The 20,866-nt window shown below is 36.9% G+C and carries 24 protein-coding genes; 9 read left to right on the top strand and 15 right to left on the bottom strand.

The window, feature by feature from the left end:
* Positions 1 to 135 precede the first annotated feature (135 nt).
* From H277_RS0102600 to H277_RS0102590, 3 genes are all read right to left on the bottom strand, one after another.
* A complete protein-coding gene (locus H277_RS0102600) occupies positions 136 to 1,104 on the bottom strand; it encodes a hypothetical protein (protein ID WP_019974014.1) in 969 nt (322 codons plus the stop codon).
* Positions 1,105 to 1,164: 60 nt separating this feature from the next.
* On the bottom strand, positions 1,165 to 1,992 hold the full coding sequence (locus H277_RS0102595; protein WP_026357370.1) for a hypothetical protein: 828 nt from the start codon (positions 1,990 to 1,992) through the stop codon (positions 1,165 to 1,167).
* Between the two features lie 99 nt (positions 1,993 to 2,091).
* Positions 2,092 to 2,640, bottom strand: coding sequence for a GNAT family N-acetyltransferase (locus tag H277_RS0102590; protein ID WP_019974012.1), 549 nt, complete (start codon positions 2,638 to 2,640; stop codon positions 2,092 to 2,094).
* A 323-nt stretch (positions 2,641 to 2,963) separates the two neighbouring features.
* Between H277_RS0102590 and H277_RS0102585 the strand changes: the two genes are divergently transcribed.
* Entirely contained in the window at positions 2,964 to 4,370 is a 1,407-nt protein-coding gene (locus H277_RS0102585; RefSeq protein WP_019974011.1) for a gluzincin family metallopeptidase, read from the top strand.
* 55 nt (positions 4,371 to 4,425) lie between these two features.
* On the opposite strand, the gene H277_RS0102580 is transcribed toward H277_RS0102585, so the two are convergent.
* Positions 4,426 to 4,785 (bottom strand): winged helix-turn-helix transcriptional regulator, encoded by a 360-nt coding sequence (locus tag H277_RS0102580; protein WP_019974010.1) that lies wholly within the window; start codon positions 4,783 to 4,785, stop codon positions 4,426 to 4,428.
* A 99-nt stretch (positions 4,786 to 4,884) separates the two neighbouring features.
* Between H277_RS0102580 and H277_RS0102575 the strand changes: the two genes are divergently transcribed.
* Complete coding sequence (locus H277_RS0102575) at positions 4,885 to 6,048, top strand: MFS transporter (protein WP_019974009.1); 1,164 nt, start codon at positions 4,885 to 4,887, stop codon at positions 6,046 to 6,048.
* A gap of 334 nt (positions 6,049 to 6,382) precedes the next feature.
* Here the strand turns inward: H277_RS0102575 and msrB are convergent, their stop codons facing one another.
* From msrB to H277_RS0102555, 4 genes are all read right to left on the bottom strand, one after another.
* Positions 6,383 to 7,417 carry a peptide-methionine (R)-S-oxide reductase MsrB gene (msrB, locus tag H277_RS0102570; RefSeq protein WP_019974008.1) on the bottom strand — a complete coding sequence of 345 codons (1,035 nt, stop codon included), beginning with the start codon at positions 7,415 to 7,417 and terminating at the stop codon, positions 6,383 to 6,385.
* Between the two features lie 97 nt (positions 7,418 to 7,514).
* Entirely contained in the window at positions 7,515 to 7,982 is a 468-nt protein-coding gene (locus tag H277_RS0102565) for a DUF417 family protein (RefSeq protein ID WP_019974007.1), read from the bottom strand.
* Positions 7,983 to 8,041: 59 nt separating this feature from the next.
* Positions 8,042 to 8,335 carry a zf-HC2 domain-containing protein gene (locus H277_RS18500; protein WP_019974006.1) on the bottom strand — a complete coding sequence of 98 codons (294 nt, stop codon included), beginning with the start codon at positions 8,333 to 8,335 and terminating at the stop codon, positions 8,042 to 8,044.
* Positions 8,332 to 8,856 carry an RNA polymerase sigma factor gene (locus H277_RS0102555; RefSeq protein ID WP_033422542.1) on the bottom strand — a complete coding sequence of 175 codons (525 nt, stop codon included), beginning with the start codon at positions 8,854 to 8,856 and terminating at the stop codon, positions 8,332 to 8,334. The genes H277_RS18500 and H277_RS0102555 overlap by 4 nt, the downstream gene beginning before the upstream one ends.
* A 335-nt stretch (positions 8,857 to 9,191) precedes the next feature.
* On the opposite strand from H277_RS0102555, the gene H277_RS0102545 reads away from it, so the two are divergent.
* Positions 9,192 to 9,503, top strand: coding sequence for a hypothetical protein (locus H277_RS0102545; protein ID WP_019974003.1), 312 nt, complete (start codon positions 9,192 to 9,194; stop codon positions 9,501 to 9,503).
* Positions 9,504 to 9,737: 234 nt separating this feature from the next.
* Complete coding sequence (locus H277_RS0102540; RefSeq protein WP_026357368.1) at positions 9,738 to 10,127, top strand: SpoIIAA family protein; 390 nt, start codon at positions 9,738 to 9,740, stop codon at positions 10,125 to 10,127.
* Between the two features lie 102 nt (positions 10,128 to 10,229).
* On the opposite strand, the gene H277_RS19455 is transcribed toward H277_RS0102540, so the two are convergent.
* The 7 genes from H277_RS19455 to H277_RS0102510 all read right to left on the bottom strand — a co-directional run bounded on the left by H277_RS19455 (position 10,230) and on the right by H277_RS0102510 (position 13,741).
* The gene (locus H277_RS19455; RefSeq protein WP_307723991.1) at positions 10,230 to 10,469 is read right to left on the bottom strand and encodes a DUF4180 domain-containing protein; all 240 of its coding nucleotides are present in this window, start codon (positions 10,467 to 10,469) and stop codon (positions 10,230 to 10,232) included.
* Positions 10,420 to 10,593: a DUF4180 domain-containing protein gene (locus tag H277_RS20595; RefSeq protein WP_338107158.1), complete on the bottom strand. Its 174-nt coding sequence runs from the start codon at positions 10,591 to 10,593 to the stop codon at positions 10,420 to 10,422. Before H277_RS20595 ends, H277_RS19455 begins: the two co-directional genes overlap by 50 nt.
* A gap of 217 nt (positions 10,594 to 10,810) precedes the next feature.
* A complete protein-coding gene (locus H277_RS0102530; protein ID WP_019974000.1) occupies positions 10,811 to 11,248 on the bottom strand; it encodes a hypothetical protein in 438 nt (145 codons plus the stop codon).
* A gap of 130 nt (positions 11,249 to 11,378) precedes the next feature.
* Positions 11,379 to 11,954, bottom strand: a complete 576-nt coding sequence (locus H277_RS0102525; RefSeq protein ID WP_033422497.1) for a hypothetical protein — start codon at positions 11,952 to 11,954, stop codon at positions 11,379 to 11,381.
* A gap of 1 nt (position 11,955) precedes the next feature.
* The gene (locus tag H277_RS0102520; protein ID WP_019973998.1) at positions 11,956 to 12,540 is read right to left on the bottom strand and encodes a hypothetical protein; all 585 of its coding nucleotides are present in this window, start codon (positions 12,538 to 12,540) and stop codon (positions 11,956 to 11,958) included.
* Positions 12,541 to 12,696: 156 nt separating this feature from the next.
* Positions 12,697 to 13,188 (bottom strand): hypothetical protein, encoded by a 492-nt coding sequence (locus H277_RS0102515; protein ID WP_019973997.1) that lies wholly within the window; start codon positions 13,186 to 13,188, stop codon positions 12,697 to 12,699.
* A gap of 130 nt (positions 13,189 to 13,318) precedes the next feature.
* Positions 13,319 to 13,741 (bottom strand): hypothetical protein, encoded by a 423-nt coding sequence (locus H277_RS0102510; protein ID WP_019973996.1) that lies wholly within the window; start codon positions 13,739 to 13,741, stop codon positions 13,319 to 13,321.
* 454 nt (positions 13,742 to 14,195) lie between these two features.
* Here H277_RS0102510 and H277_RS0102505 point away from each other — a divergent pair, with 454 nt between their 5' ends.
* From H277_RS0102505 to H277_RS0102485, 5 genes are all read left to right on the top strand, one after another.
* Complete coding sequence (locus H277_RS0102505; RefSeq protein WP_019973995.1) at positions 14,196 to 16,568, top strand: outer membrane beta-barrel protein; 2,373 nt, start codon at positions 14,196 to 14,198, stop codon at positions 16,566 to 16,568.
* Between the two features lie 82 nt (positions 16,569 to 16,650).
* The gene (locus tag H277_RS0102500; protein ID WP_154652437.1) at positions 16,651 to 16,821 is read left to right on the top strand and encodes a hypothetical protein; all 171 of its coding nucleotides are present in this window, start codon (positions 16,651 to 16,653) and stop codon (positions 16,819 to 16,821) included.
* A 70-nt stretch (positions 16,822 to 16,891) separates the two neighbouring features.
* The gene (locus H277_RS0102495; protein ID WP_019973993.1) at positions 16,892 to 18,193 is read left to right on the top strand and encodes a radical SAM/SPASM domain-containing protein; all 1,302 of its coding nucleotides are present in this window, start codon (positions 16,892 to 16,894) and stop codon (positions 18,191 to 18,193) included.
* Complete coding sequence (locus tag H277_RS0102490; protein WP_019973992.1) at positions 18,194 to 20,392, top strand: peptidase domain-containing ABC transporter; 2,199 nt, start codon at positions 18,194 to 18,196, stop codon at positions 20,390 to 20,392.
* 30 nt (positions 20,393 to 20,422) lie between these two features.
* Positions 20,423 to 20,776, top strand: a complete 354-nt coding sequence (locus H277_RS0102485) for a hypothetical protein (protein ID WP_019973991.1) — start codon at positions 20,423 to 20,425, stop codon at positions 20,774 to 20,776.
* Positions 20,777 to 20,866 lie beyond the last annotated feature (90 nt).

Here is a 20,866-nt window from a genome sequence, read left to right as displayed (position 1 = left end):
TCTTCTTTAAAGAAGAGTTTTTTTATAAGGTATGAGATGTTGATCTGAATGTTTAATCGAAAAATCCAGAAACGCTGTTATATTCTTATTCATCGACTATTTTAAGCATTTCTAAGAAAGTTATTTTACAGATTTTTATAGGACATTTGAGTATTGACCCTCATTCTCAAGTGTAATTTTTAGAGCGTTTAGTAAACGTTCCTCAAAATCTTGTATAATATTCTTAGCCCAAAAATGTGCATAAAAATTCATTTTAGATTCAATCTTATAGTCGCAATTCAACGTGACTTTCGTTTTATTTTCGGAAAGCTCTACTAAGGTGTAATTTATATTTTCAAAATTGAAATAATTACTTTTTAGCAAATGTTTATCTGTCGGAGTATTTCGTAATTGCGATTTTGAAAGGTCTATTTTGAAGTTTACAAATTCATCAGTTTTCATTTCGGAAACATATTCGTATAGTTTCAAATGGTCTGTAAAATTTCCGATGCGATACAATTGATTTTCATGTGTAAACATTTCAGAACTTATTGGTCGGGGAATTCCGATTTTCTGATAAAAACCATTTGTATAATCGCTTTCTGAAATTGCCGGAACGTCTAACAAGTTTGGAAATATGTCTTCTTTACTTTTGTTGATAATGATTTCAGATGAAACATGATAACTTTCGATTTTATTTGGGACTAAATTTTCAACCGGATTTAGCAACAGAGGAATTAAAAGGATTGAATATAGTTTCTTGTTTTTTACTTTATTTTTCACAAAAGCACCGAGTAAAAGCCCAATAATTCCGGCGATAATTAAAAAAGGTAAACCAATAATTAAAAGACAAACCAAATCTTCCATTCTGGTAATTAAGGCAATTATGAAAAAAAGAATGACGGTAATGATAGGATAAAAGAATAGTTTAATTTTCGATTTGTATATTTCGTTTGATGAAAATAAAATAGGAAACAACCCAATTATAATTGGTGTTATCCACAAAAAACTAATACTGTAAATATTGTAAAAATCTTCAAGGTTTTCCTGATCGCCTAAAATTCGGATTAGCAATCCATAAATTGCTCCAAGAGCAATTCCTAAATATTGTGTTTTTTGTTTCATGTACAACTCGGGCTAAAATTACTATTTCTGTTTTATGCGTCAACTCTTAACTGTCATTCTCTAATCATAATATTCCTGAAGTTGTATTTGCTTTTCAAGAAAGTGCTTGATTAAAGACCGGTGTTTGAATCCGACCAACAAAAGTATCTTTTTGTCTGGATGCTGTTTACGGTACTTTAAAACATTTTTTGCAATGCCTTCATTTCGTATTTTACCTTCAAAGTGTGCCCATTTCGTGTAATAGTCTTTGTAGGACAGGCTGTCTCCATTGCTGCCTTTGATTTTTTTATGGGTAAATTCGCTGTGCTGATTGATAATAGTGCCTACTTTGTGGTATTGAAACTGCATTAAATGACTGATGATACTATCTGATTTTGTAGCATTAATACTTTTTAAATCTTGTTTACTTACGTGCGTTGCTGAATCCCAATAGTTGTCAAAATCGGTACTAATGGCCTTTTCGGCATCAGATAATTTTCCTTCTTCTTTAATTCTGTCCACTTCTGAAAAAACAAACCCGGCTTCGGCATAAATTCCCAGTTGTTCCCGTATTTTATTTCGGTTTTCCAACTCAGCGGGTTTAATTTCAACAGCAGGATTTTCTTTTTGATATTTTATAATACCTTGAAATTCATTGCTGTCCATTCCGTCAAATGTGCTTTTAAAGGTGTTTTCTTTTTCAAAAATAGTCGCTTCGGCTTCCACAAGAATGATATCCGGTTTAAAACGGTTAAGAATCGTATAGATTGAATCGGCATTTATTTTAGCTGTGGGTACATGAATGGTTCCTACTATAACGGTAGGGGCATTTGTATTTTTAATTTCCTTTTGTGATGTGACGCAAGACAGGAACATGCAAAGTGCAAGGTATAAAAATGGTTTTTTCATAAACTCTTTTTAGTTAAAGACAACGTATTTGACAGTTGGTTACATTTGGTTGTCAGGTTTTTACAGAAAACAACAACTTATAAAAAAAACTATAAAGTGTTAGCGGTTCAGCTTTTTAGTTTCCCAGGTTGCTTTTTTTAATTCAAACCAGTCGGTCGGGTCGCCTTCATAATCAAACGTTTCCTGAAAGTCAAACCCCAGTTTTGTCAGCACTTTTTTCGAGTTTATATTTTCAGGGTCGGTTATGGCATATATTTTATCTGTATCCAGGTTTTTAAAGCCGTAATCCAATACGGCTGCTGAAGATTCGGTAGCAAAACCTTTTCCCCAGTGTTTTTTCTTAAACCTGTATCCAAGTTCATAAAAATGGTGGTGATTATTTAACGGCTGGTTAAAATATTTTAGTCCGCACCAGCCTACACATTCGTTTGTTGTTTTGTCAACTACTGCCCAGCGTGCAATGCCATTTTCCTTGTATTGTTTTTTAAGCATTTCAATGGCTTTTGTTATTTCGCCGATTGATTTTACCGGGTTGTTTTCGATATACAAATGAACTTCCGGATCAGCGTCCATTTCAAACAAGTCGTTTTGGTCTGTGTAGTCTACTTCTCTTAAAATAAGCCGTTCTGTTTCTGCCCATATTTTCATGCTTAAAAGTGTTTTGGTTATGGTTTCGTAAAGTAAAGCGTTTTACGAATATACTTTATTTTTCTTATACCACATACGTAACCCACGGTTTAAACGGTGGATTAAAGGGGAAAGGTGCGTGAGGGATAGCAGCGGCATCCTTTTGCGCAACGCAGCGAAGCAAAAGATATAGCATATAGCCCGACCCGTAGGGGCACGCCCAAAAATTTAAAATTCATTATAAAAATGGTCGTCAGGGGGATACATTTCAATTAAAATAATTACATTTAAACGTAATCTTAAGCGATGGTTTTAAGGTTGCTGACACGATAATAAACACTGATATGAAAAACACTTTTTTAGTACTGGCGGCAATGCTGGTATCGCTGTCGCTTTATGCTCAGGAAAAACAGCCGCTTCTTACGGGAACGGTTACTATTTCGATAAAAAACGGGACGTTTGACAGTGATCTGACGTTGCATGATATTCCGCCTTTGAAAAATTATTTTATCCGGCTGAATTCCGGAATGAATCTGCTTTATTTCAAAAGTAAGAAACCGGGTGATTTCCTGATTAATTATGACAAATCGCTGGAAGATTCGACGTCAACGGGGGAATCGTCGGCTTATTATTTTGCTGATAATACCCGGAAAGGGACGTTTTTGCCAGAATCGCTACAGCTAAAGTATGTGGGCAAATTTCCGGTTGTGAAGGATACGATTGCGGATTACAGTGCGCAGGACTGGAAAGGAAATATTGCGTTTAATCATAATTCGGTACGGGCAGACGGTGCGCAGTCGGCCTGGTATCCTGTGTTGTACGATAGGGATAAAGATAAGGCGTTTGAAAAGGTGAGGTACGATATTGAGGTTATTTGTGCGGATTGCAGTACGTTGTATGTTAACGGGAATTTACCGGTAAAAGGGAAATCGGCGCGTTTTAAAAGCGAGGTGCCGCAGGAACTGGCTATTTTTTGCGGGAATTACGACTATTCGAATACGGGGGGTACATATATTTTAAATCCTGATTTAGACAAAAAGCAGGTGGAGGAGTTTAGTGCGTTGATAAATACGTTTAAAAAATACTATGAAGCTCAGCTTCGTATTCCGTTTGAGCAGGCTACTGTATTTATCAGCACTACGCCGACTTCGAGGAAAAACGGCTGGCTTTTTGTGTCTTATCCGTCTATTTTTAGTATTGGCTGGGGCGACAACGGTTTAAAGAGTTTGTTTAACCCTAAGATACAAAACTGGTACCGTCCGTTTATTGCGCATGAACTGGGGCATTATTATTTCGGAAATTACAAGGTGTTTAATGCGGAACTGGGCGATATGATGAGTGAGGGTTTTGCAGAGTATTTGGCACTTCAACTGACGAAAAATGTGATTGGAAAAGAGGTGTATACGAAAAAAATACAGGAGAAAATTGACGATTTACAAGAGTTTAAACCACATGTTGTGCCGTTTGGCCACATAAAATCGGCAACAGAATATGCAGACCGCGAGTTGTATGTGTATTATTATGCACCTGTTATTTTTTCTGCCATAGAAAAAGAGATTGGTGAAAAACTGATGTGGCAGTGGCTGGCTAAAATTCTGAAAACGGAAACGACGTATACCAATTATGCTTTTTTATGTTCGACGCTGCAGGAAACGCTTCAAAACGAGCCGTTATTTGAGAAGATTAAAAAAACATATTTTGAAAGCGAGGCTTCTGTTGACAATGCAGCAGCACGTCTTTTGCACAACTAAAAACTGTTATTCATACATATAAAAGTAGGGCGGAGCGGCGGATGGAAACATACTGTTATTCCGCCACACTTTTTTTGTGTTTTACCGCCCAGTCTTCAAGCTGGCGCCATACCGGAATCAGCTCTTTTGAAATATCCGTTAATTCATAATCGACCCGTGGTGGGACTTCTGCGTATACGGTACGTTTTACCAAACCGTCTTTTTCCAGTTCGCGCAATTGCAGGGCAAGCATGCGCTCGGTAATCTGCGGGATAATCCGTTTTATTTCGCTGAAACGCAATTTTCCGTTTTCCAGTTTGCATAAAATCAGTAGTTTCCAGCGTCCGCCGATTTTACAAACGGCATAGAGTAACTCGCATTCCATTAATGTCTTTTCATTCAGCATATTGGTTGAATTTTCCTTTCTTTTTCCCATGGCTTACAAATTTGTTAGTACCTCACATTTGGCTGTATACCCTACAAAAATAGTGATTGCACACTAATTTTGACGCTCATTTTAAACGAATTTATAACAATGAAAAAATATGCGTATATCGGCAGCCTCGGCTTTGTCGGGGTTATTACCACAGAATTTGGTGTCATCGGAATTTTACCGCAAATAGCGGCACATTACGGCATTAGTATTGACAAAGCAGGTTATTTATTAAGTGCTTTTGCATTGGTTATTGCATTGACGGGTCCGTTTATGACGCTTTTGGTTTCGGGGTTCGACCGTAAAAAAATAATGTTTGCGGCCCTTTCTGTTTTTGTGGTCACCGGTGTGGTTTCTTTCTTTTCGCCGCCGTTCTGGCTCTTGCTTCTGGTGCGGATCCTGCCTGCTTTTTTGCAGCCGGTTTATATTGCAACAGCCTTATCCGTAGCGGTTTCTCAGGCTGATAAACAGAATGAAAATGAATTGATGAGTATTGTATTTGGCGGTGTGGCAGTGGCTATGGTGACCACGGTTCCGTTTGCCACCTGGCTGGCGAGTATGTGGTCGTGGGAATATTCGTTTATGGTACAGGCGATTGTGAGTGTGGCGGCGCTGGCGGGTATTTATTTTGTACTGCCGCCGATGCCTATAAATGAAAAGAAATCATACGGCAGTCAGCTGAAAATCCTGGCAAAACCTGTTTTTATTGTGAGTACGGCTATGAATTTCTTTATGATTGCTGCCTGGTTTTCGACGTATAGTTATTTTACCGAATACCTGAACAGAGCTAAAGCAATGGAGACTACCATGGTGAGTTATATGATGCTGGTATTTGGTGTTATCGGTGTTTTTTCGATGAAAGTGGCCGGGAAAATGCTGAACCGGAATATTACTGTAACTACAGCTTTTTTTCTTTCGGGAACTATCCTTGTGCCAATACTGCTGCATTTTTCGGGAGGAAATACCCAGGCAACGGTTGTTGTTATTGGTATTTGGGGGTTCCTGTATTCTCCCAGCTTTCTGAATGCTTCTACCTATATGATTTCGTCCGTTCCGGACAGTCTCGAATTTGCCAATAGTTTATCGACATCGTTCGGAAATTTAGGTATTACTTTAGGCACAACCGCAGGCGGATGGATAATCGTGACAAAAGGTGTGGCGTATACGCCCTGGATGGGTTTTGTATTTGGTATGTTAGCTTTTGTGATGATAGCACTTCGGCTGTTTCTCGAAAGGAGGGAAGTGCCTGTAAAGTGTACCGCATAAAAAATTAAAGCCGGAAATTCCGGCTTTATTTTCAATGTAGTTTTATGGATATCTTTAAGTTTATAAAAGATTAGTTAAAAAAATAGTAGAGATAACAAAAAGTTAAGTAGCTTTGAAAAGTTGGCAATTTAGATTTAAGGAGTTTTAATTGCTACGAGACGTTCGCAAGGGAATAATTCATATTAGTTGTTAATTTATGTTTCTAATTCCCTTGCTTTTTTATTGTTGCTATAGCCTTGTTCGTTGCGAGGTTATAAATAGATCACATAAAAAATCACGACTTAACTGCCGTGATTTTTTATTATATCTAAAATGGAACGTTTACTGTCGCTTTTTATTTAGCGTTTTTTTTCGGCGTAAGCAACGAAATGTATTTGCCGTACCCTTGTTTTTCCATTTCCTCTTTCGGAATAAATTTCAACGATGCACTGTTAATGCAATAACGGAGTCCGCCTTTGTCTTTAGGACCGTCGTTAAAAACGTGGCCAAGATGCGCATCTCCCGTTTTACTGCGGACTTCTGTGCGCTGCATGCCGTAAGAACGGTCGTTTTTCTCTTCTATCAGCGAGGTATCAATCGGTTTCGAAAAGCTCGGCCAGCCACAGCCCGATTCAAATTTATCGGTCGATATAAAAAGCGGTTCGCCTGTGGTAATGTCCACATAAATGCCCTCACGGAACTCGTCCCAGTACACATTGTCAAACGCCCGTTCCGTTGCGTTGTGCTGCGTTACGTCATATTGCTCTTTTGTCAGCTCGGCACGCAGTGTTTTGTCGTCTTTTTTGGTATAGGTTGTCGGGGCATTTGCTTCTTTTGCAAGGTCAAACAAGGCAGGGTTAATATGGCAGTAACCGCCCGGATTTTTATCCAGGTAATCCTGGTGATAATCCTCTGCCGCATAAAAGTTTTGCAACGGTTCTATCTCAATCACAACAGGTTTATTATATGCTTTCGATAACCGGTCAACCGCCTTTTGAATAACAGGCAGTGCGCTTTTATCCGTAAAATAAATGCCGGTGCGATAACGTGTACCGCGGTCGTTTCCCTGTTGGTTCAGGCTCGTCGGGTCAACTGTTTTAAAAAACAAATCCAGCAGCAATTCCAGGTTGACTACTTCCGGGTTGTACGTGACTTTTACCGTTTCGGCAAAACCGGTTTTGTCTGTCGACACCTCTTCATACCCCGGATTCGCTGTTTTTCCGTTCGCATAACCCGCACTGGTTTCGAGTACGCCGTTTATTTGTTTAAAAAAATGTTCTGTTCCCCAGAAACAACCGCCTGCAAAATAAATTTCTGCGGTATTTCCGTTTTGTACATGATTTGGTGTTGCCATAGCTGTTTGTGTTTTAGAGTTGTTATTTTTAGCCATACATCCCAGGGTCAGGAAACCGCTTATTACGGTTCCCAGCAGGGTTAGCCATACGGTGATGTTACGTTTATTTTTCATGACGTTTGTTTTTAATTGATTAACGATGTATGTTCACAGCAGGAAAAGACACAATCATCAGTCCAAACCCGAGACAAACCACATCTTTTAGAATAAAAAAATCGGTTACCGGTACGCCGTCTACCATTTTCCAGCTTCCCGTGGTAAAAAGAAAGCTCAGTGTAATGACAAATGTGGCCAGAATACCCACTGCTGCCGCATAACGGAAGATCCGCTGAAACGGAGAAAGCAGAATGCAAAGTGCCGTGAGCAGTTCAATAACGCCAATCAGGTTCGAAACCGCCTGCACGCTCAAAACACTGTACAGCCAGCTCATCAGCGGGTGCGAATTCACCAGAGGCTGTATGGCTGCTGCTTCGGTAGGCGTAAATTTAAAAATTCCTATCCATATTAAAACAAGGGCAATGCCGAAAAGCGAGCTGTAATACCCTATGGTAAAAAGTTGACGGTCGAGTGGCGTTGTAGCCGGGTTGCTGTAATCTTTCATAATTTGCTGTATGTATTGTTTCTATACCTATGGTCGCAGCAAACCCGGAATCCTGACAGTTAAGACAATTTATTTTTTAATTTTTTTTCAATGCCCGCTGTTAACTTTTGGGTATCAAGCGGTTTATCCGTTTGTTTTTCACTGTCCGAGCTGATTATTTTTTGTAGTGCTTCCTGCAGCAAATGACTTTTCCGGTTGTACGACCGGCACCATTTGCACACTGCCAAATGACTTTTCAGGCGGATAATCTGTCCGAAAGTAAGTTCTCCGTTCAGCTTTTTTTCCAGCAGAAGTGTGGCCTCCGCACATGAAAGAATAAAAAAATGTGTTATTTTCGATAGATTGTTTCTCATGGCTGAATGTTGTGTTGTTCAATACATGCGCGCAATTGCAACCTGCTTCGCTGCAGAATCTTCCAGTAATTGGTCTTTGAAATTTGTGTTTCCTGACAGATTTCGGCATATTTTTTTTCCTGCAGGTAGGTCAGTTTTACGAGAATCAGCCAGCGGGGCGGCAGTTTTTCAAGGCAGCGTTCCAAATACTCCTCCAGTGTTTCATCGTCCGATTTTTCAAAAGCACTCCAGTCCGCCAGTACCGCATCAGGATTTTTCCAGAAATCGTTCTCGTCAAAAAAAGCATCAACGGCCACCTGCGGCTCGTGTTTGTATTTCCGTCGGTAATGATCGGCCACCTTATGATGAAGAATCCCCATCAGCCACGTAAGCGGTGCACTCTCGCTTCTGAACCTGTCCATTTTTTCAAAAGCAGCCACAAAAACATCCTGCACCACATCCTCGGCATCCGCCTGGTCCGACAGGAGGTAGAATGCCCGGTTGTACAGTTTTTGCGCATAGGCAGCAACCCATTGCGCCATGATTGTCTTTTCGTTGTCCACAGTTCGTTTATCGTCTTACAAATATAACGGTTTATGATTTTGATGCGGAAAGATTATAAAAAACATCTAGCCCATGGTTTAAACCATGGGCTGGATGGTTAAACATCGGGTAAAAATTGTTTTTTTCCGGGCGTGCCCCTTTGCCTTTTAATCCCACGGTTTAAACCGGAGGCTAAAACGCAAAGGGTCGGGCTATTCGCTACAAGTCCTCGCTCGTTCCTCGCTGTGGGCTTTACACTGCTATCCCTCACGCAAATGCCGGTAATAATTTATTTGACCCGGATACCCCAAACGCCATCAACATAAAAGAAGTAGTGGTAGAACAGAAAATAAAAGGCGTTTATCAGGTCACCCAAACAGGGGATGCGAATGTTACACGTCAAGGAGGGCTTACTCTTTATGATAAACAACAGGCAACGGCAGATGCTTTTTATATAAACCACAGAGTTATACTTCCTGATGATTATGTTATTTATGTTGATTTACACGCGCAAAAAGGAACCGGAATGTATGAATGGTATATAGACAAAGCATGGCTGCAGGAAGAGTTGGTTTATGAAGGAACCGTTGCACAAGAAGGTTATTATTCCGGTGGTTTAAAGCTTGAAATGGTCAAAGAAGAATGATATTATAAAGTATTTGCTTTTGCCAACCGCATAAAGAAAAAAACAAGCATCCTTTTCTTGAACCATCGATAAAAAGGACGAACATCCTGGTCTTTGTTCGTTTGCAAAATTTTAGATATTGAGTTTTATTTTGGTGTTCTAAAAGCACTCCTAAACAACAAACCGGTTGATTTATTTTTTAACTTTGTTAGGCAACAGACAGAACATTTACAAACTTTACAAACAAGTCCAATCATGATAAATCAAATCAAAAAATTCAAAGAGAATGCAATTGCATTGGAGTTGCTGGGGGTATTTACAGAAGATGATGCATTGTTAATAGAGCAACTTTTCGGGGAAAAGCTGAAGGAGGGATATCAGCACGTAAATATCCTTATCAAAGTGAAAGATATGTCGGCGATAAAAGAAATGAAGCTAAAAGGCTTTTTTGAGGGCGAACTATGGGGTATTAAACACTTCGGAAAAATAGGCCGTTGTGCCGTTGTATCTCATTCAGGCTTTATGAAGTCGGTCGTTAATTTAGAGAATAAGATACTTCATTTGTTCAACCCTGCTTTGGAAGAACGATATTTTGATGAAACAGCATTGGGCGAGGCGTTAAAATTCATAGCTCCTGATGAATAGCTAAGCTATGGCATCCTAAAAAGGGAAACAGGGCGACCAAAAGCCATCCGATAACGTTTTACATAAATCGTTTATGACAGGACTTAAAATGTTAGCATTTACCTAATTTGATAATACTTTTATGGCTTCCAATTGAGACGCCATAAAGTTAACTTGTCTGCCTTTGTTGCTTTCATACATAAAGTCGTTGATACTTTTGCCGGTGTATTTTGAAAAGTCGCCAACGATTACCAACCGAACACGATAGTTAGAAAATTTTTGAAGTATTTCGCCTGCTATTCCATTTTTTAAGTCAAAAAAAATCAGGTGTAATATTCTTTTCGTGAATAATGATTTTGTCAAAGCCTTGATAATATAAATTTCCTAGCAAGTTCAAGCCGTCCGAAGCAGTGTTTATGATGATAGTATCTTCTGAAATTACTTCGGCTATTTTGATGTCGTTTATACTGATAGTTTCTATTTTCATTTTTGTAAACGCTGTATAAATTTTGGAAGCTGACAGCATTAGCAGTCCGAAACAAAAATACAAAAAACCTAAAGTGCTCTATACAAAACAGCAGTGCTAGTTTAGCCAAACACTGCCACAATCGCATAGCCACGCTATAGCACTATAAATTCATGCCCGGCATTAAATTATACATAATCCTGGCCCAATGGTTTTCAGACCAGGTATTGTAGAGGTGTTACATCAATTTAGATGTAAGAAACGCTATCAAGGGGTCATAATATTTCGGCTTTTTAGTTACACCGTTATCATCATTGAAAACCCCGCTGTTATTCACTTTTACAGTGCGGATTTTTTGTTTCAGATTGGCTTGTATATATATTCGTGCTCCTTTACCTGAGTTGTCGCGTATCAGTAGGTTGTATTCGAGAATAGCTACTTCCAATTTTGTAAATACTTTACTGTCGTCCAGAACAATTTTACATTGTATAAGTCCTGAATCTTTATCCGCCGAGAGGACAAAATAGTCGCTCGTAAGAAGGAGTTGCAGGACATTATCAAAGGCAGCATCCTGATTAGCCGATGGCAGGTCTACGAAGTAGCTTTTGTCTGTTTGGGCATGGGCTGCTCCCAATCCAATAAAAAAGATAAATAGTAATGATTTGAATGTTTTCATGTTTTAGGGTTTTAAATTTAATTTGTCCCATTATATCGGGGAAGTGAAATAGTACAATACGAAGCTATGAGTTTATCACAAGTTCATGGTAACTAAAGCAAAACGCATTAACTGGTTATAGTTAATCCGGTTAAAATCGCATCTCAAGAGAGGCGCCTGCTAAAAAGGCATCGGGTTCAAAATTCATGGGTAGATAGGATTTCACATTTGCCCCGATAAACAGGTTATCGACAAGTTGGTATTTCAGGGCAATGTTGCCGTATAAACCGACATTGAATGTTTCGGCCTGGTTGGAAAAGCTGATACCGTTTAACTGGTTACCGTTTGTTTGAATTTCCGGCACCATGGCACGTTCAAAGATAAGAGCACCTCCTAACGACGGGGTTAAAACAAATTTATCGGATAACTTCCAGTCTTTGCTGAAATTGGGAGCTATTATGGTATTCGTATAGGTTGTTTTGTTGTTTAAAAATAAGGGCGATGCTTCAAATGTTCCTTTTGCCGTGATTTTAAGCAGGTCAATGTTCAGCCAGAAATCGTTGTTGATCTTATAGCCGAACGATCCGGATAAATAACTGCCTCCTTCAGAAGCGGGTTGAAAAGAGCTGTTAAAATAGCCGTATTCAATGCCCATGCGAACGTTTTTATCCTGCGCATAAGAAAGTAGAGGTAAGGCGGTTAGTATTAGTGTTACATAGTGTTTCATATTAAAATGTTTTTGAAAGAATTAAATTGACAGAACGGTAATTGTCCTGTCCGAAATAGGCGTCATTACTTTTTATGGGTGACAATAGTTTGGCATCTAATCCAAATCCGAATGTGTGGACATAAAATAAATATTTTAATCCGATTGATTTTGACAATGCGGTTTGCGATTCGACCTGCGCCTGGTAGATAAAACCATTCTGCTCTACTGGTAGGTTCGCGCTATCTGCCGTATCAATAAACATGACGCCAATGCCTCCATAGAACGAAAAATAATGTTTTGGTTCTCTTATAAATACAATATTCAGCAGGGGCGTAATGCCGTATACGTTACTTTTGGTATACCAGTAATTTTTGTCGGTATACGCTAAAAAATTATAGTTGGAAGGGTAATTAGAAGTTCTTGCATACGAAAAGTTGACTTCTGCATCTAAATACCGGTTGAGCTTCCGGTTATAAGACAGCGATACTTCAACGCCATCAGTATCATCAAAATGGGCAAAGCCTCCTTTAAGGTAAATGCTTTCTTCTTGTCCGGCGCAAAAATTCATAAACAGAAATGCCGGCACTGTATAAAATGTTTTCATAGTAAATAGTAAGACATTTAAATCTACACAAATTTCTCCATATAGAGAAATTTGTGTAGATATTCGTGTATAATTTAGAATTGAACAGGAGTAAAAAGCCCGTATTAGTCAAAGATTTTTTGAAATAATAAAAAATCCAGAGAAAACGATGGAACTTTAATTTGTCTTTTCTCTATAGCTTTTTTCAAAATCTTTAAAAAGAATATCATATGTTTTTATTAACTGAGACTCTTCATCCGGAGATATTGTGGAATAATCATAAGGAATTTTAATTCTTGAAATAGATTCTTTTAAATACAAAACTTTTTTCTCTTCCAAGTCTATAAGCCGTAATATCACATGATACTCTCTTGTTTTATTTTGTTCGTATGTTGTTACAGAGGAGAAATTTTTTAATGATGCGGGAGCCGGTTTCAGAATCGTTTGAATGAGCAATAGGTAATTACTTTCTGTATCATCTTTTATTCTGTCCAGCAGGTCTTCATTCAGCTGGCTTATATATTTTGTATTGTCATAATCATTTAAATACGGGTCAATTGAAATAGTCGTAATCATTTTAGAGAAATCGGCATCTATTTTTCTTGAAAAATCCTGAAAACCAGGGGGTAAATTGTTTTTTAATAAAATAAATTTATCGGTTGTTTTCACTGAAAAATCAGTGAGATTTTTTAATGTAAAAAAATGATATTCTGGCGTAATGACACAGGAGTAGAATAAAAACACCGTAAGTATAAAGAGCTTGTTCATTTTGGAATTATAATAATTTTTTAAACCTTTTTTATAGGATAATTTTATAAACAGCCTTTTCTTTTTTAGCTTCAACAGGGTAGAAGGCTATTGTATCTATTGTATAGCCCTTACAATCTTTTACACTTGACGAAGAAATATCAAAATTAAATTTTGAAGATGTAGTTGTGATAAATACATATTTTTTGGTCCCGTTAAAACGACTAATCTCAGGATTGATGATTAAATAATTATTTTCAATTCTATTTTTAGAAATACCTAGTTTCGTGTTTTCATCAACTTCTTCATAGATAAAAATATCGGAAAGTGTAAGGGTACCGTTTGCTATGAGGTTTTCATTTTTGCTATTTAACAATTCAAATGTAATTTGCTCAGGTTCTGAATAGCAATCATCGTCATTGCAAGAAGTGGATAGTACTGCTAAAAAGCAGAAAACAGGGAATAAAAATTTCATATGTTTTCTTTATTTAACGGAAAGTAAGGTGATTTATTTTATAATAAATCTCTTTTTAGAGAGATAATTACATGAAATGTTTTGTTTCATTTCTTAAGAAGGCTAATTTTTCTTTCGCTGATTTAAATTTCTAACTCGAGCTTTTTAATATTATTTATTTATAGTTGTTCTAGTACTTATTTAGGACGTTTGCGTGAGGGATAGCAGCGGCATCCTTTTGCGCAGCGTAGCGAAGGAAAAGATATAGCATATAGCCCGACCCGAAGGGGCACGCCCCAAAAACATTAAAAAATGTTGTTTTCTTAAATATATACTATAATCATAACATATAATTAGCTGTTATGTAATTATTTATAATAAATCTAAATTTCATAACGGTGATATGATAAATGAAAAATAATTATGATATTGTAATTGTATTTCTCTGATTAAGGAAAAAAATAATATTTTATTTATGACCAGAACACCTGTAATATCATTCCTTCCTGTATTGTGTTTAGTATTGTTAAACGGTAATGTTTTTGCACAAGAAAGCTTTAACCTGAAAGGTAAAGTTGTAAATAACAGCAACCATTCCATGGAATTTGTACAGGTCAGTTTAATAAAAAATGACAGCATTACAGTAAGCCAGACAATTACAGATAGTCTAGGTGTATTTTCTCTTAATGGAGAAAAAGGTTCTTATGTTTTGCTTATGGAACAGTTCGGGGCAGAACTGTTTGCGGAACCTGTAGCGCTTTTCCAGGATATTGATCTTGCGGTAATACAAATAGATGAGTTTCAGCAACTGGAAGAAGTGGTAATAGAAGGTAAAAGAAAAATAATAGAAAAAGTAGGCGATAAGCTCTATTTCAATGTTGAAAATAGCCTGCTTGCCACAGGAAATAGTGGTCTTGATATACTTCAAAAAAGTCCTAAATTAAGTACAACCAGTGATGGTGTACTTTTAAGAAATAAAAGTGTATCCATTTTAGTAAACGGCAGAAAACTCAATTTGTCAGGGGGAGATCTTACTGCTTATTTATCCTCACTTAGCTCGGAAGATATAAAAAGAATCGAAATTCAGGATGTAGCCTCTGCAGATCAAGACGGTTCTGCCGACGGAGGGGTAGTAAATATTGTTTTAAAAAAATCGGAAAAAGGAATAAGGGGTATCGTCAAAACGTATTTTCATCATAGAAAAGAAAATTATAATGCTTACAATGGTGCGCTGAACTTAAACTACGGAACAGAGAAGTGGAATATTTATTCTGATATTTCGTATTCCGATAGCAAAGATTTCGGACGTACTGAAAGCGCTTTCAATTACTTTAACGGAAGACGGAATTATGAAAAAGGACAGTTTGATCAAAACAATGACAATTTGGGAATAAGAATCGGAAGTACGTTTTATCCCAACTCAAAAAACGAGCTTGGTTTTGAAGGGTATTACAATAAAAATACAACTACATTCGATAATTCAGGAATAATGAATATAACCGATAACGGTTCGCCATTATTAAGTAGTACGAACACATCTCTGTCAAATACAAAAAATGATTTTTGGTATTTAACCTTTAACTATTCTTACCTACTGGATGATGAAGGAAGTTATCTGAAATTTATAGGTGATATCGGGCAAAATAAATCAAATCCATCAAACAACGTACTGATTGAATATCCGGAGAATTCCGATTTAAACAATCACTATCTGTTTGATACCCGTGCTAATTCCAGGTATGCGACCTCTCAATTGGACTGGGTACAGAAACTAGAGAATAAATGGGATATCAATGCCGGTCTTAAGTTTATGTATGTGAAAAGAGATAATTTGTTAGATGTACAGTTTAACCGGGATAATGTCTGGTTTCCTGATCTGAATCAGAACCAGGATTTTAACAATAAAGAGCAGATTTTTGCCGGTTATGTTTCTTTCAGCAAAACCTTTGAAAAACAATATATAAAGTTCGGATTAAGAGCTGAGAATACCAATATTAAAGGAATCAACAATGTAACGAATAGTGAGGTCAGACAGGATTATACGCAGCTTTTTCCTTCATTATATTACCGGTATAATATAGATGAAAGCAATAAAAGTATAGCACTGAACTACAGACGAAGTATTGCAAGACCGTCATTTTCTGATTTGAATCCGTTTGTTATCAAAATCAATGATTACTTATATCAGATCGGAAATCCGGATTTAAAGCCTTTGTATATGAATAGAATGGATATCACTTTTGATGTGAAAAAGCATTCTTTTTCTTTGTTCGGAAAACTAACTGATAAAACCATTCAGGGGGTATACTTTACCGATGAGCAAAATGTCAATTATTACCAGCCTCAAAATTTCGGTAAATACAAAGAAGCTGGTCTCGACCACTCTTTCAGCGGTAATATTACCAAATGGTTTTATGCAGATATATCAACCGGTGTTTTTTACAATTCTTTCCGGTCAAATGACGGGCTTACGAATCAGGGTCCCTCTTTTTATAACAATACTTATTTACAATTTAAACCGGCAGAATCCTATATCATAGAAGTTTTCAGCAATTACCAGCATCGTTACAAAAGCCGGAACCTGGAAAACCGATACAAGTATAAGTTCGATATATCATTGGGGAAATCTTTTCTGAATAATACTATCACAACGCGGTTGATAGTGTACGATGTGTTTAATACCAGATTCGATGAAAACACATCGTATTATCAGGATTTCAACTTTAACTTCTATCAAAAACGATTAACAAGAGGTGTATTGTTATATGTACAGTACACATTTGGAAATAAACATAAAGTGAGTTCAAAAACAGTGAAATCTGACAATGAAAGCAGAGGAAGACTTTAAAGGAGGCTGCTGAAAATCCTGTAAAGAGTAAGCACAACCATAAATACGCGATTAGATTATGAAAAACAAGAATCTAAATCAGTTGGGGAAAACCCTGAAACCTTTAACGCAGTCTGAGAAAGGGCAGTTAAAAGGTGGTTTTTCAGCATTTGGAGCATCAGTTGCACCAGATGTGGCCAAAAACGTAAACGTGGACGTAGCAGGTCATACTTGTGCATGTTCATGCGATTCAGGAACTGTTGTAATAAAATAGTTTACTGTAATCAAATGTTTAACCAAGGGCTGTTTTAATTCTAAAATAGCCCTTAAATTCCAAACCTATTATGAAACTAAGTAAATTTAATACAGCAGTGAATTATGATGAAGGTATTATTTATCATAACTCCTTTACTAATCGTTTTTTACTTCTCGATCCCTTTTTATACGATTTGATTAAAAGCATTCGTGAAAAACAGGATTTCGATACATTGAAAGAGGTACACGAGGATTTTTATAATGCACTTACTGAGTTTGGCTTTATACTTGAAGATGAAGTTGATGAGCTTCAGAAAATGCGGGATCTTATTGACACCATAGATAATCAGGACCAATACTACCACCTGATCATTAACCCGACCATGAATTGTAATTTCAGTTGTTGGTACTGTTATGAAAAACATGAAAAGAAATCGCAGATTTCAGATGAAACCATAGATAAAATCTTACGGATGATTGAAAATATCTTTATTGCCAATCCGCAAATGAAAGCAATTGTATTGTCCTTTTTTGGAGGCGAACCTCTTTTGTTCTACAATAAAATGAGTATACTGATGGCGAAAGCCAAACAGATAACAGACCGGTATAACAAAAGACTGGAAATTGCTATTACATCGAACGGTCTTTTGATAAACGACGATATGATTGCCGATTTGAAGCAATATAACGTTGCCGGGTTTCAAATAACATTAGACGGTAATAAGTCGAAGCACGACCTGGTGCGATTCGTTTCAAAGTCCAGAGGTTCCTATGATGCTATTATTGATAATATAAAAAAATTAGCAAGAAATCAGCTTGTTGTAACTTTACGTATCAACTATACGAAAGAAAATCTGGTTGATCTCGAAGAGGTAATTGATGATCTTGATGAGTTGAGCATGGATGATAAAAGATGGATATCACTGTCTATGCAGAAGGTTTTCCAGGAAACCAACAGCAAAGATCTTGCGGATATGGTGGTCAATTTCAGAGAATATGCTACCTCAAAAGGAATCATTCACAGAAGTTCGGTATTAGCAGATACGGTTAGGAACTCTTGCTATGCCGATAAAGTTCATCAGTCTGTTATAAATTATAATGCAGATGTTTACAAGTGTAATGCACGCGATTTTAACCAAGCCAATAAAGAAGGAGTTCTGAATGAGAAAGGTGAAATAATCTGGAACGAGCAGCACAACAAAAGATTAATTCCCAAAATGACAAACAAACCTTGCTTGGAATGCAGCATACTTCCTATATGTGGCGGCGGATGTAGTCAAATGATTGTTGAAAATGTAGGACGGGATTATTGTGTGCATAATTTTGACGAAGAAAGTAAAAAAGAGGTAATATTGAATATGTTTATTGACGAACAAACTAAAGCGGTTTAAATGATTTTTGTACCCCAAAAAGACCAAATGGATTGCGGTCCGGCATGTTTATCCATGATTTGTTCCTATCATGGCAAAACTGTTAGTGTCGAATTTTTGAGGGAAAAATGTTTTTTAACACGAGAAGGAGTATCCTTGCTTGGAATATCAGAAGCAGCAGAGTCAATCGGATTCAGAACACTTGCTTCCAAAATAACCATCGAAGATATAGATAAAGACTTTCTTCCGTGTATACTGCACTGGAATCAGAATCATTTTGTGGTACTCAAAAGAATAAGTAAAAACCGGTTAACCGGCAAGCGTACTTATACCATTTACGATCCCGGGCATGGCCGCATTAAATTATCGAAAAAGAAATTTGAAGAATACTGGAAGTCTGACGACCAATCCGGAATCATATTATTTTTAGAAGCAACTGAAAAGTTCCTTGAATTTGAATTTGAAAAAGAAAAATCGCTTTCATTAAAATACCTTTCCGGTTATTTGGTACCCCACAAAAGACAAATCACAAAACTATTTGGTCTTTTGTTGTTTGGAACACTTATCACGCTGGCTTTTCCTATTCTGACCCAGATGCTGGTAGATGACGGAATTTCAAAAAATAACCTCAATATGGTGGTGCTTGTTTTGCTTGCACAACTGGCGTTTTTTATCGGGACCATCGTCATAAATGTTTTCAGAAACTGGATTACTCTTGCCGTAGGAACTAAAGTGAATATTGAGATTATCTCTAACTTTCTTAAACGATTGCTTAAGCTTCCTATAAAGTTTTTTGACACCAAACTGATGGGAGATTTTAACCAGAGAATTCAGGATCATGAAAGGATTGAGAGTTTTTTAACCTCACAAAGCTTGCTTACATTATTTTCAATACTAACTTTTTCCGTTTTTTTTATTGTCCTTTGGCATTATGACTACCGAATTTTAATGGTGTATATTGTGTTGACGGTTATTTCTGTTCTATGGTCATTGTTCTGGCTCGAAAGGCGTAAAATATTAGATTATTTTAAATTCCAGCAACGAAGTGAAAATCAGGAATCTATATATGAGATTATTAATGGCGTTTCAGAAATGAAATTAAATCAGTTTGAAGACTTCAAACGCAAGGAATGGGAAAATATACAGCTGCGACTGTTTGCGACCAATTCACGCATTCTGAAAATCGATCAAATACAGCTGGCAGGTTTTGAGTTTCTGAATCAGCTTAAAAATATCATTGTTACTTTCCTGGCAGCTTACTTTGTAATTAACGGAAGCATGACACTCGGTGCTCTGTTAAGTGTATCTTATATCATCGGACAGCTGAATTCTCCTATTAATCAACTAATTTCTTTTTTCCGCTCACTACAAGATGCCAAACTCAGTTTATCAAGACTAGATGAAGTACAAAATCACCCGGAAGAAGAAGCCCGACAGCTGCTTCCTTTAAATTTAAACGTATCAGGCTTGAGTAATGACCAGAGAGGTATTGGTATAAACAAAGTAACTTTTCATTATGATGGTCCGCAGTCACCAGCTGTTTTACGAAATATAAACTTTTTCATTCCGGAAGGAAAAACAACAGCAATTGTAGGCGCCAGCGGAAGCGGAAAAACGACCTTGTTAAAATTGCTTCTGAAATTTTATGAACCTTCCGAAGGAACAATAACTTTTAACGGAGATAATATAATGCATCTCTCACCAAATAGTATACGAAAAAACTGTGGTGTGGTTATGCAGGATGGTTATATCTTTTCCGATACCATAGAACGTAATATTGCAACAGGAGATGAAGAGATTGATTATGATAAATTGGACCATGCGGTAAAAGTGGCAAACATTCAATCCTTTGTCAATAGCCTGCCTTTAGGCTACAATACCAAAATAGGAGCAGCGGGAAACGGGATTTCAGGAGGACAAAAGCAACGGATACTTATTGCCAGGGCTGTTTATAAAAATCCGCATTATATCTTCTTTGATGAAGCTACTTCAGCTCTGGATGCGGAAAATGAAAAAATTATTTATGACAACCTGCAATCCTTTTTCAAAGGTAAAACTGTAGTTGTTGTAGCTCATCGTCTATCCACTGTAAAAAATGCAGATCAGATACTTGTACTGAAACACGGTCAGTTAATTGAGCGGGGTAACCATGAATCCTTAGTGGATATCAGGCGTGAGTATTTTAATCTGATCAAAAATCAATTAGAATTAGGAGCATAAAATCAGTATAAATTTATAAAAAAACATGTTATGGAAAAGACTTTTTTAAAAACAGTAGTAATCTTAAATATGCTATTCTTTTCAATTTGTGCATTTGCACAAAGTAGCTCGAGCAATGTACCAAATCACCATGCAGTTTCTGATTCAACGTCTAATTACATGGTAGTAGTAGATAATAGTCTAAATTATAAAAAAGGTTCTGAAGGATATAATATAAATTATGACTTTACAGAAGATGAAGTAGTGGTAACAACTCAATCCAGAAATAGAACGAAATACGATAATAATTCAACTTCTAAATCGATTCAAATAGTTGAAACCGGAACTAAAAAACCTGAAATTATAGTAATAGATACATCGGCTATTAAAGATGAATCCAAATAGCATATTTCTCTTTTTAAAGATAAAAAATGTGGTATTTATTTAATAAATACCACATTTTTTATCTATTTAAAACTGATTTTCTATAAATAT

The organism is Empedobacter brevis NBRC 14943 = ATCC 43319 (assembly GCF_000382425.1).
Lineage (GTDB): Bacteria > Bacteroidota > Bacteroidia > Flavobacteriales > Weeksellaceae > Empedobacter > Empedobacter brevis.
This window is presented reverse-complemented; position numbering and strand designations above follow the sequence as displayed.

Coding starts and splice junctions, on each gene's coding strand:
- H277_RS0102580 (WP_019974010.1), bottom strand. CDS start 4,785: ATGGGAAAAAGAAAGGAAAATTCAACCAATATGCTGAATGAAAAGACA.
- H277_RS0102485 (WP_019973991.1), top strand. CDS start 20,423: ATGGAAAAGACTTTTTTAAAAACAGTAGTAATCTTAAATATGCTATTC.
- H277_RS0102530 (WP_019974000.1), bottom strand. CDS start 11,248: ATGAAAACATTCAAATCATTACTATTTATCTTTTTTATTGGATTGGGA.
- H277_RS20595 (WP_338107158.1), bottom strand. CDS start 10,593: ATGAAAATAGAAACTATCAGTATAAACGACATCAAAATAGCCGAAGTA.
- H277_RS0102540 (WP_026357368.1), top strand. CDS start 9,738: ATGATAAATCAAATCAAAAAATTCAAAGAGAATGCAATTGCATTGGAG.
- H277_RS0102600 (WP_019974014.1), bottom strand. CDS start 1,104: ATGAAACAAAAAACACAATATTTAGGAATTGCTCTTGGAGCAATTTAT.
- H277_RS0102505 (WP_019973995.1), top strand. CDS start 14,196: ATGACCAGAACACCTGTAATATCATTCCTTCCTGTATTGTGTTTAGTA.
- H277_RS0102520 (WP_019973998.1), bottom strand. CDS start 12,540: ATGAAAACATTTTATACAGTGCCGGCATTTCTGTTTATGAATTTTTGC.
- H277_RS18500 (WP_019974006.1), bottom strand. CDS start 8,335: ATGAGAAACAATCTATCGAAAATAACACATTTTTTTATTCTTTCATGT.
- H277_RS0102585 (WP_019974011.1), top strand. CDS start 2,964: ATGAAAAACACTTTTTTAGTACTGGCGGCAATGCTGGTATCGCTGTCG.
- H277_RS0102510 (WP_019973996.1), bottom strand. CDS start 13,741: ATGAAATTTTTATTCCCTGTTTTCTGCTTTTTAGCAGTACTATCCACT.
- H277_RS0102525 (WP_033422497.1), bottom strand. CDS start 11,954: ATGAAACACTATGTAACACTAATACTAACCGCCTTACCTCTACTTTCT.
- H277_RS0102590 (WP_019974012.1), bottom strand. CDS start 2,640: ATGAAAATATGGGCAGAAACAGAACGGCTTATTTTAAGAGAAGTAGAC.
- H277_RS0102555 (WP_033422542.1), bottom strand. CDS start 8,856: ATGGCGCAATGGGTTGCTGCCTATGCGCAAAAACTGTACAACCGGGCA.
- msrB (WP_019974008.1), bottom strand. CDS start 7,417: ATGGCTAAAAATAACAACTCTAAAACACAAACAGCTATGGCAACACCA.
- H277_RS0102490 (WP_019973992.1), top strand. CDS start 18,194: ATGATTTTTGTACCCCAAAAAGACCAAATGGATTGCGGTCCGGCATGT.
- H277_RS0102575 (WP_019974009.1), top strand. CDS start 4,885: ATGAAAAAATATGCGTATATCGGCAGCCTCGGCTTTGTCGGGGTTATT.
- H277_RS0102495 (WP_019973993.1), top strand. CDS start 16,892: ATGAAACTAAGTAAATTTAATACAGCAGTGAATTATGATGAAGGTATT.
- H277_RS0102565 (WP_019974007.1), bottom strand. CDS start 7,982: ATGAAAGATTACAGCAACCCGGCTACAACGCCACTCGACCGTCAACTT.
- H277_RS0102595 (WP_026357370.1), bottom strand. CDS start 1,992: ATGAAAAAACCATTTTTATACCTTGCACTTTGCATGTTCCTGTCTTGC.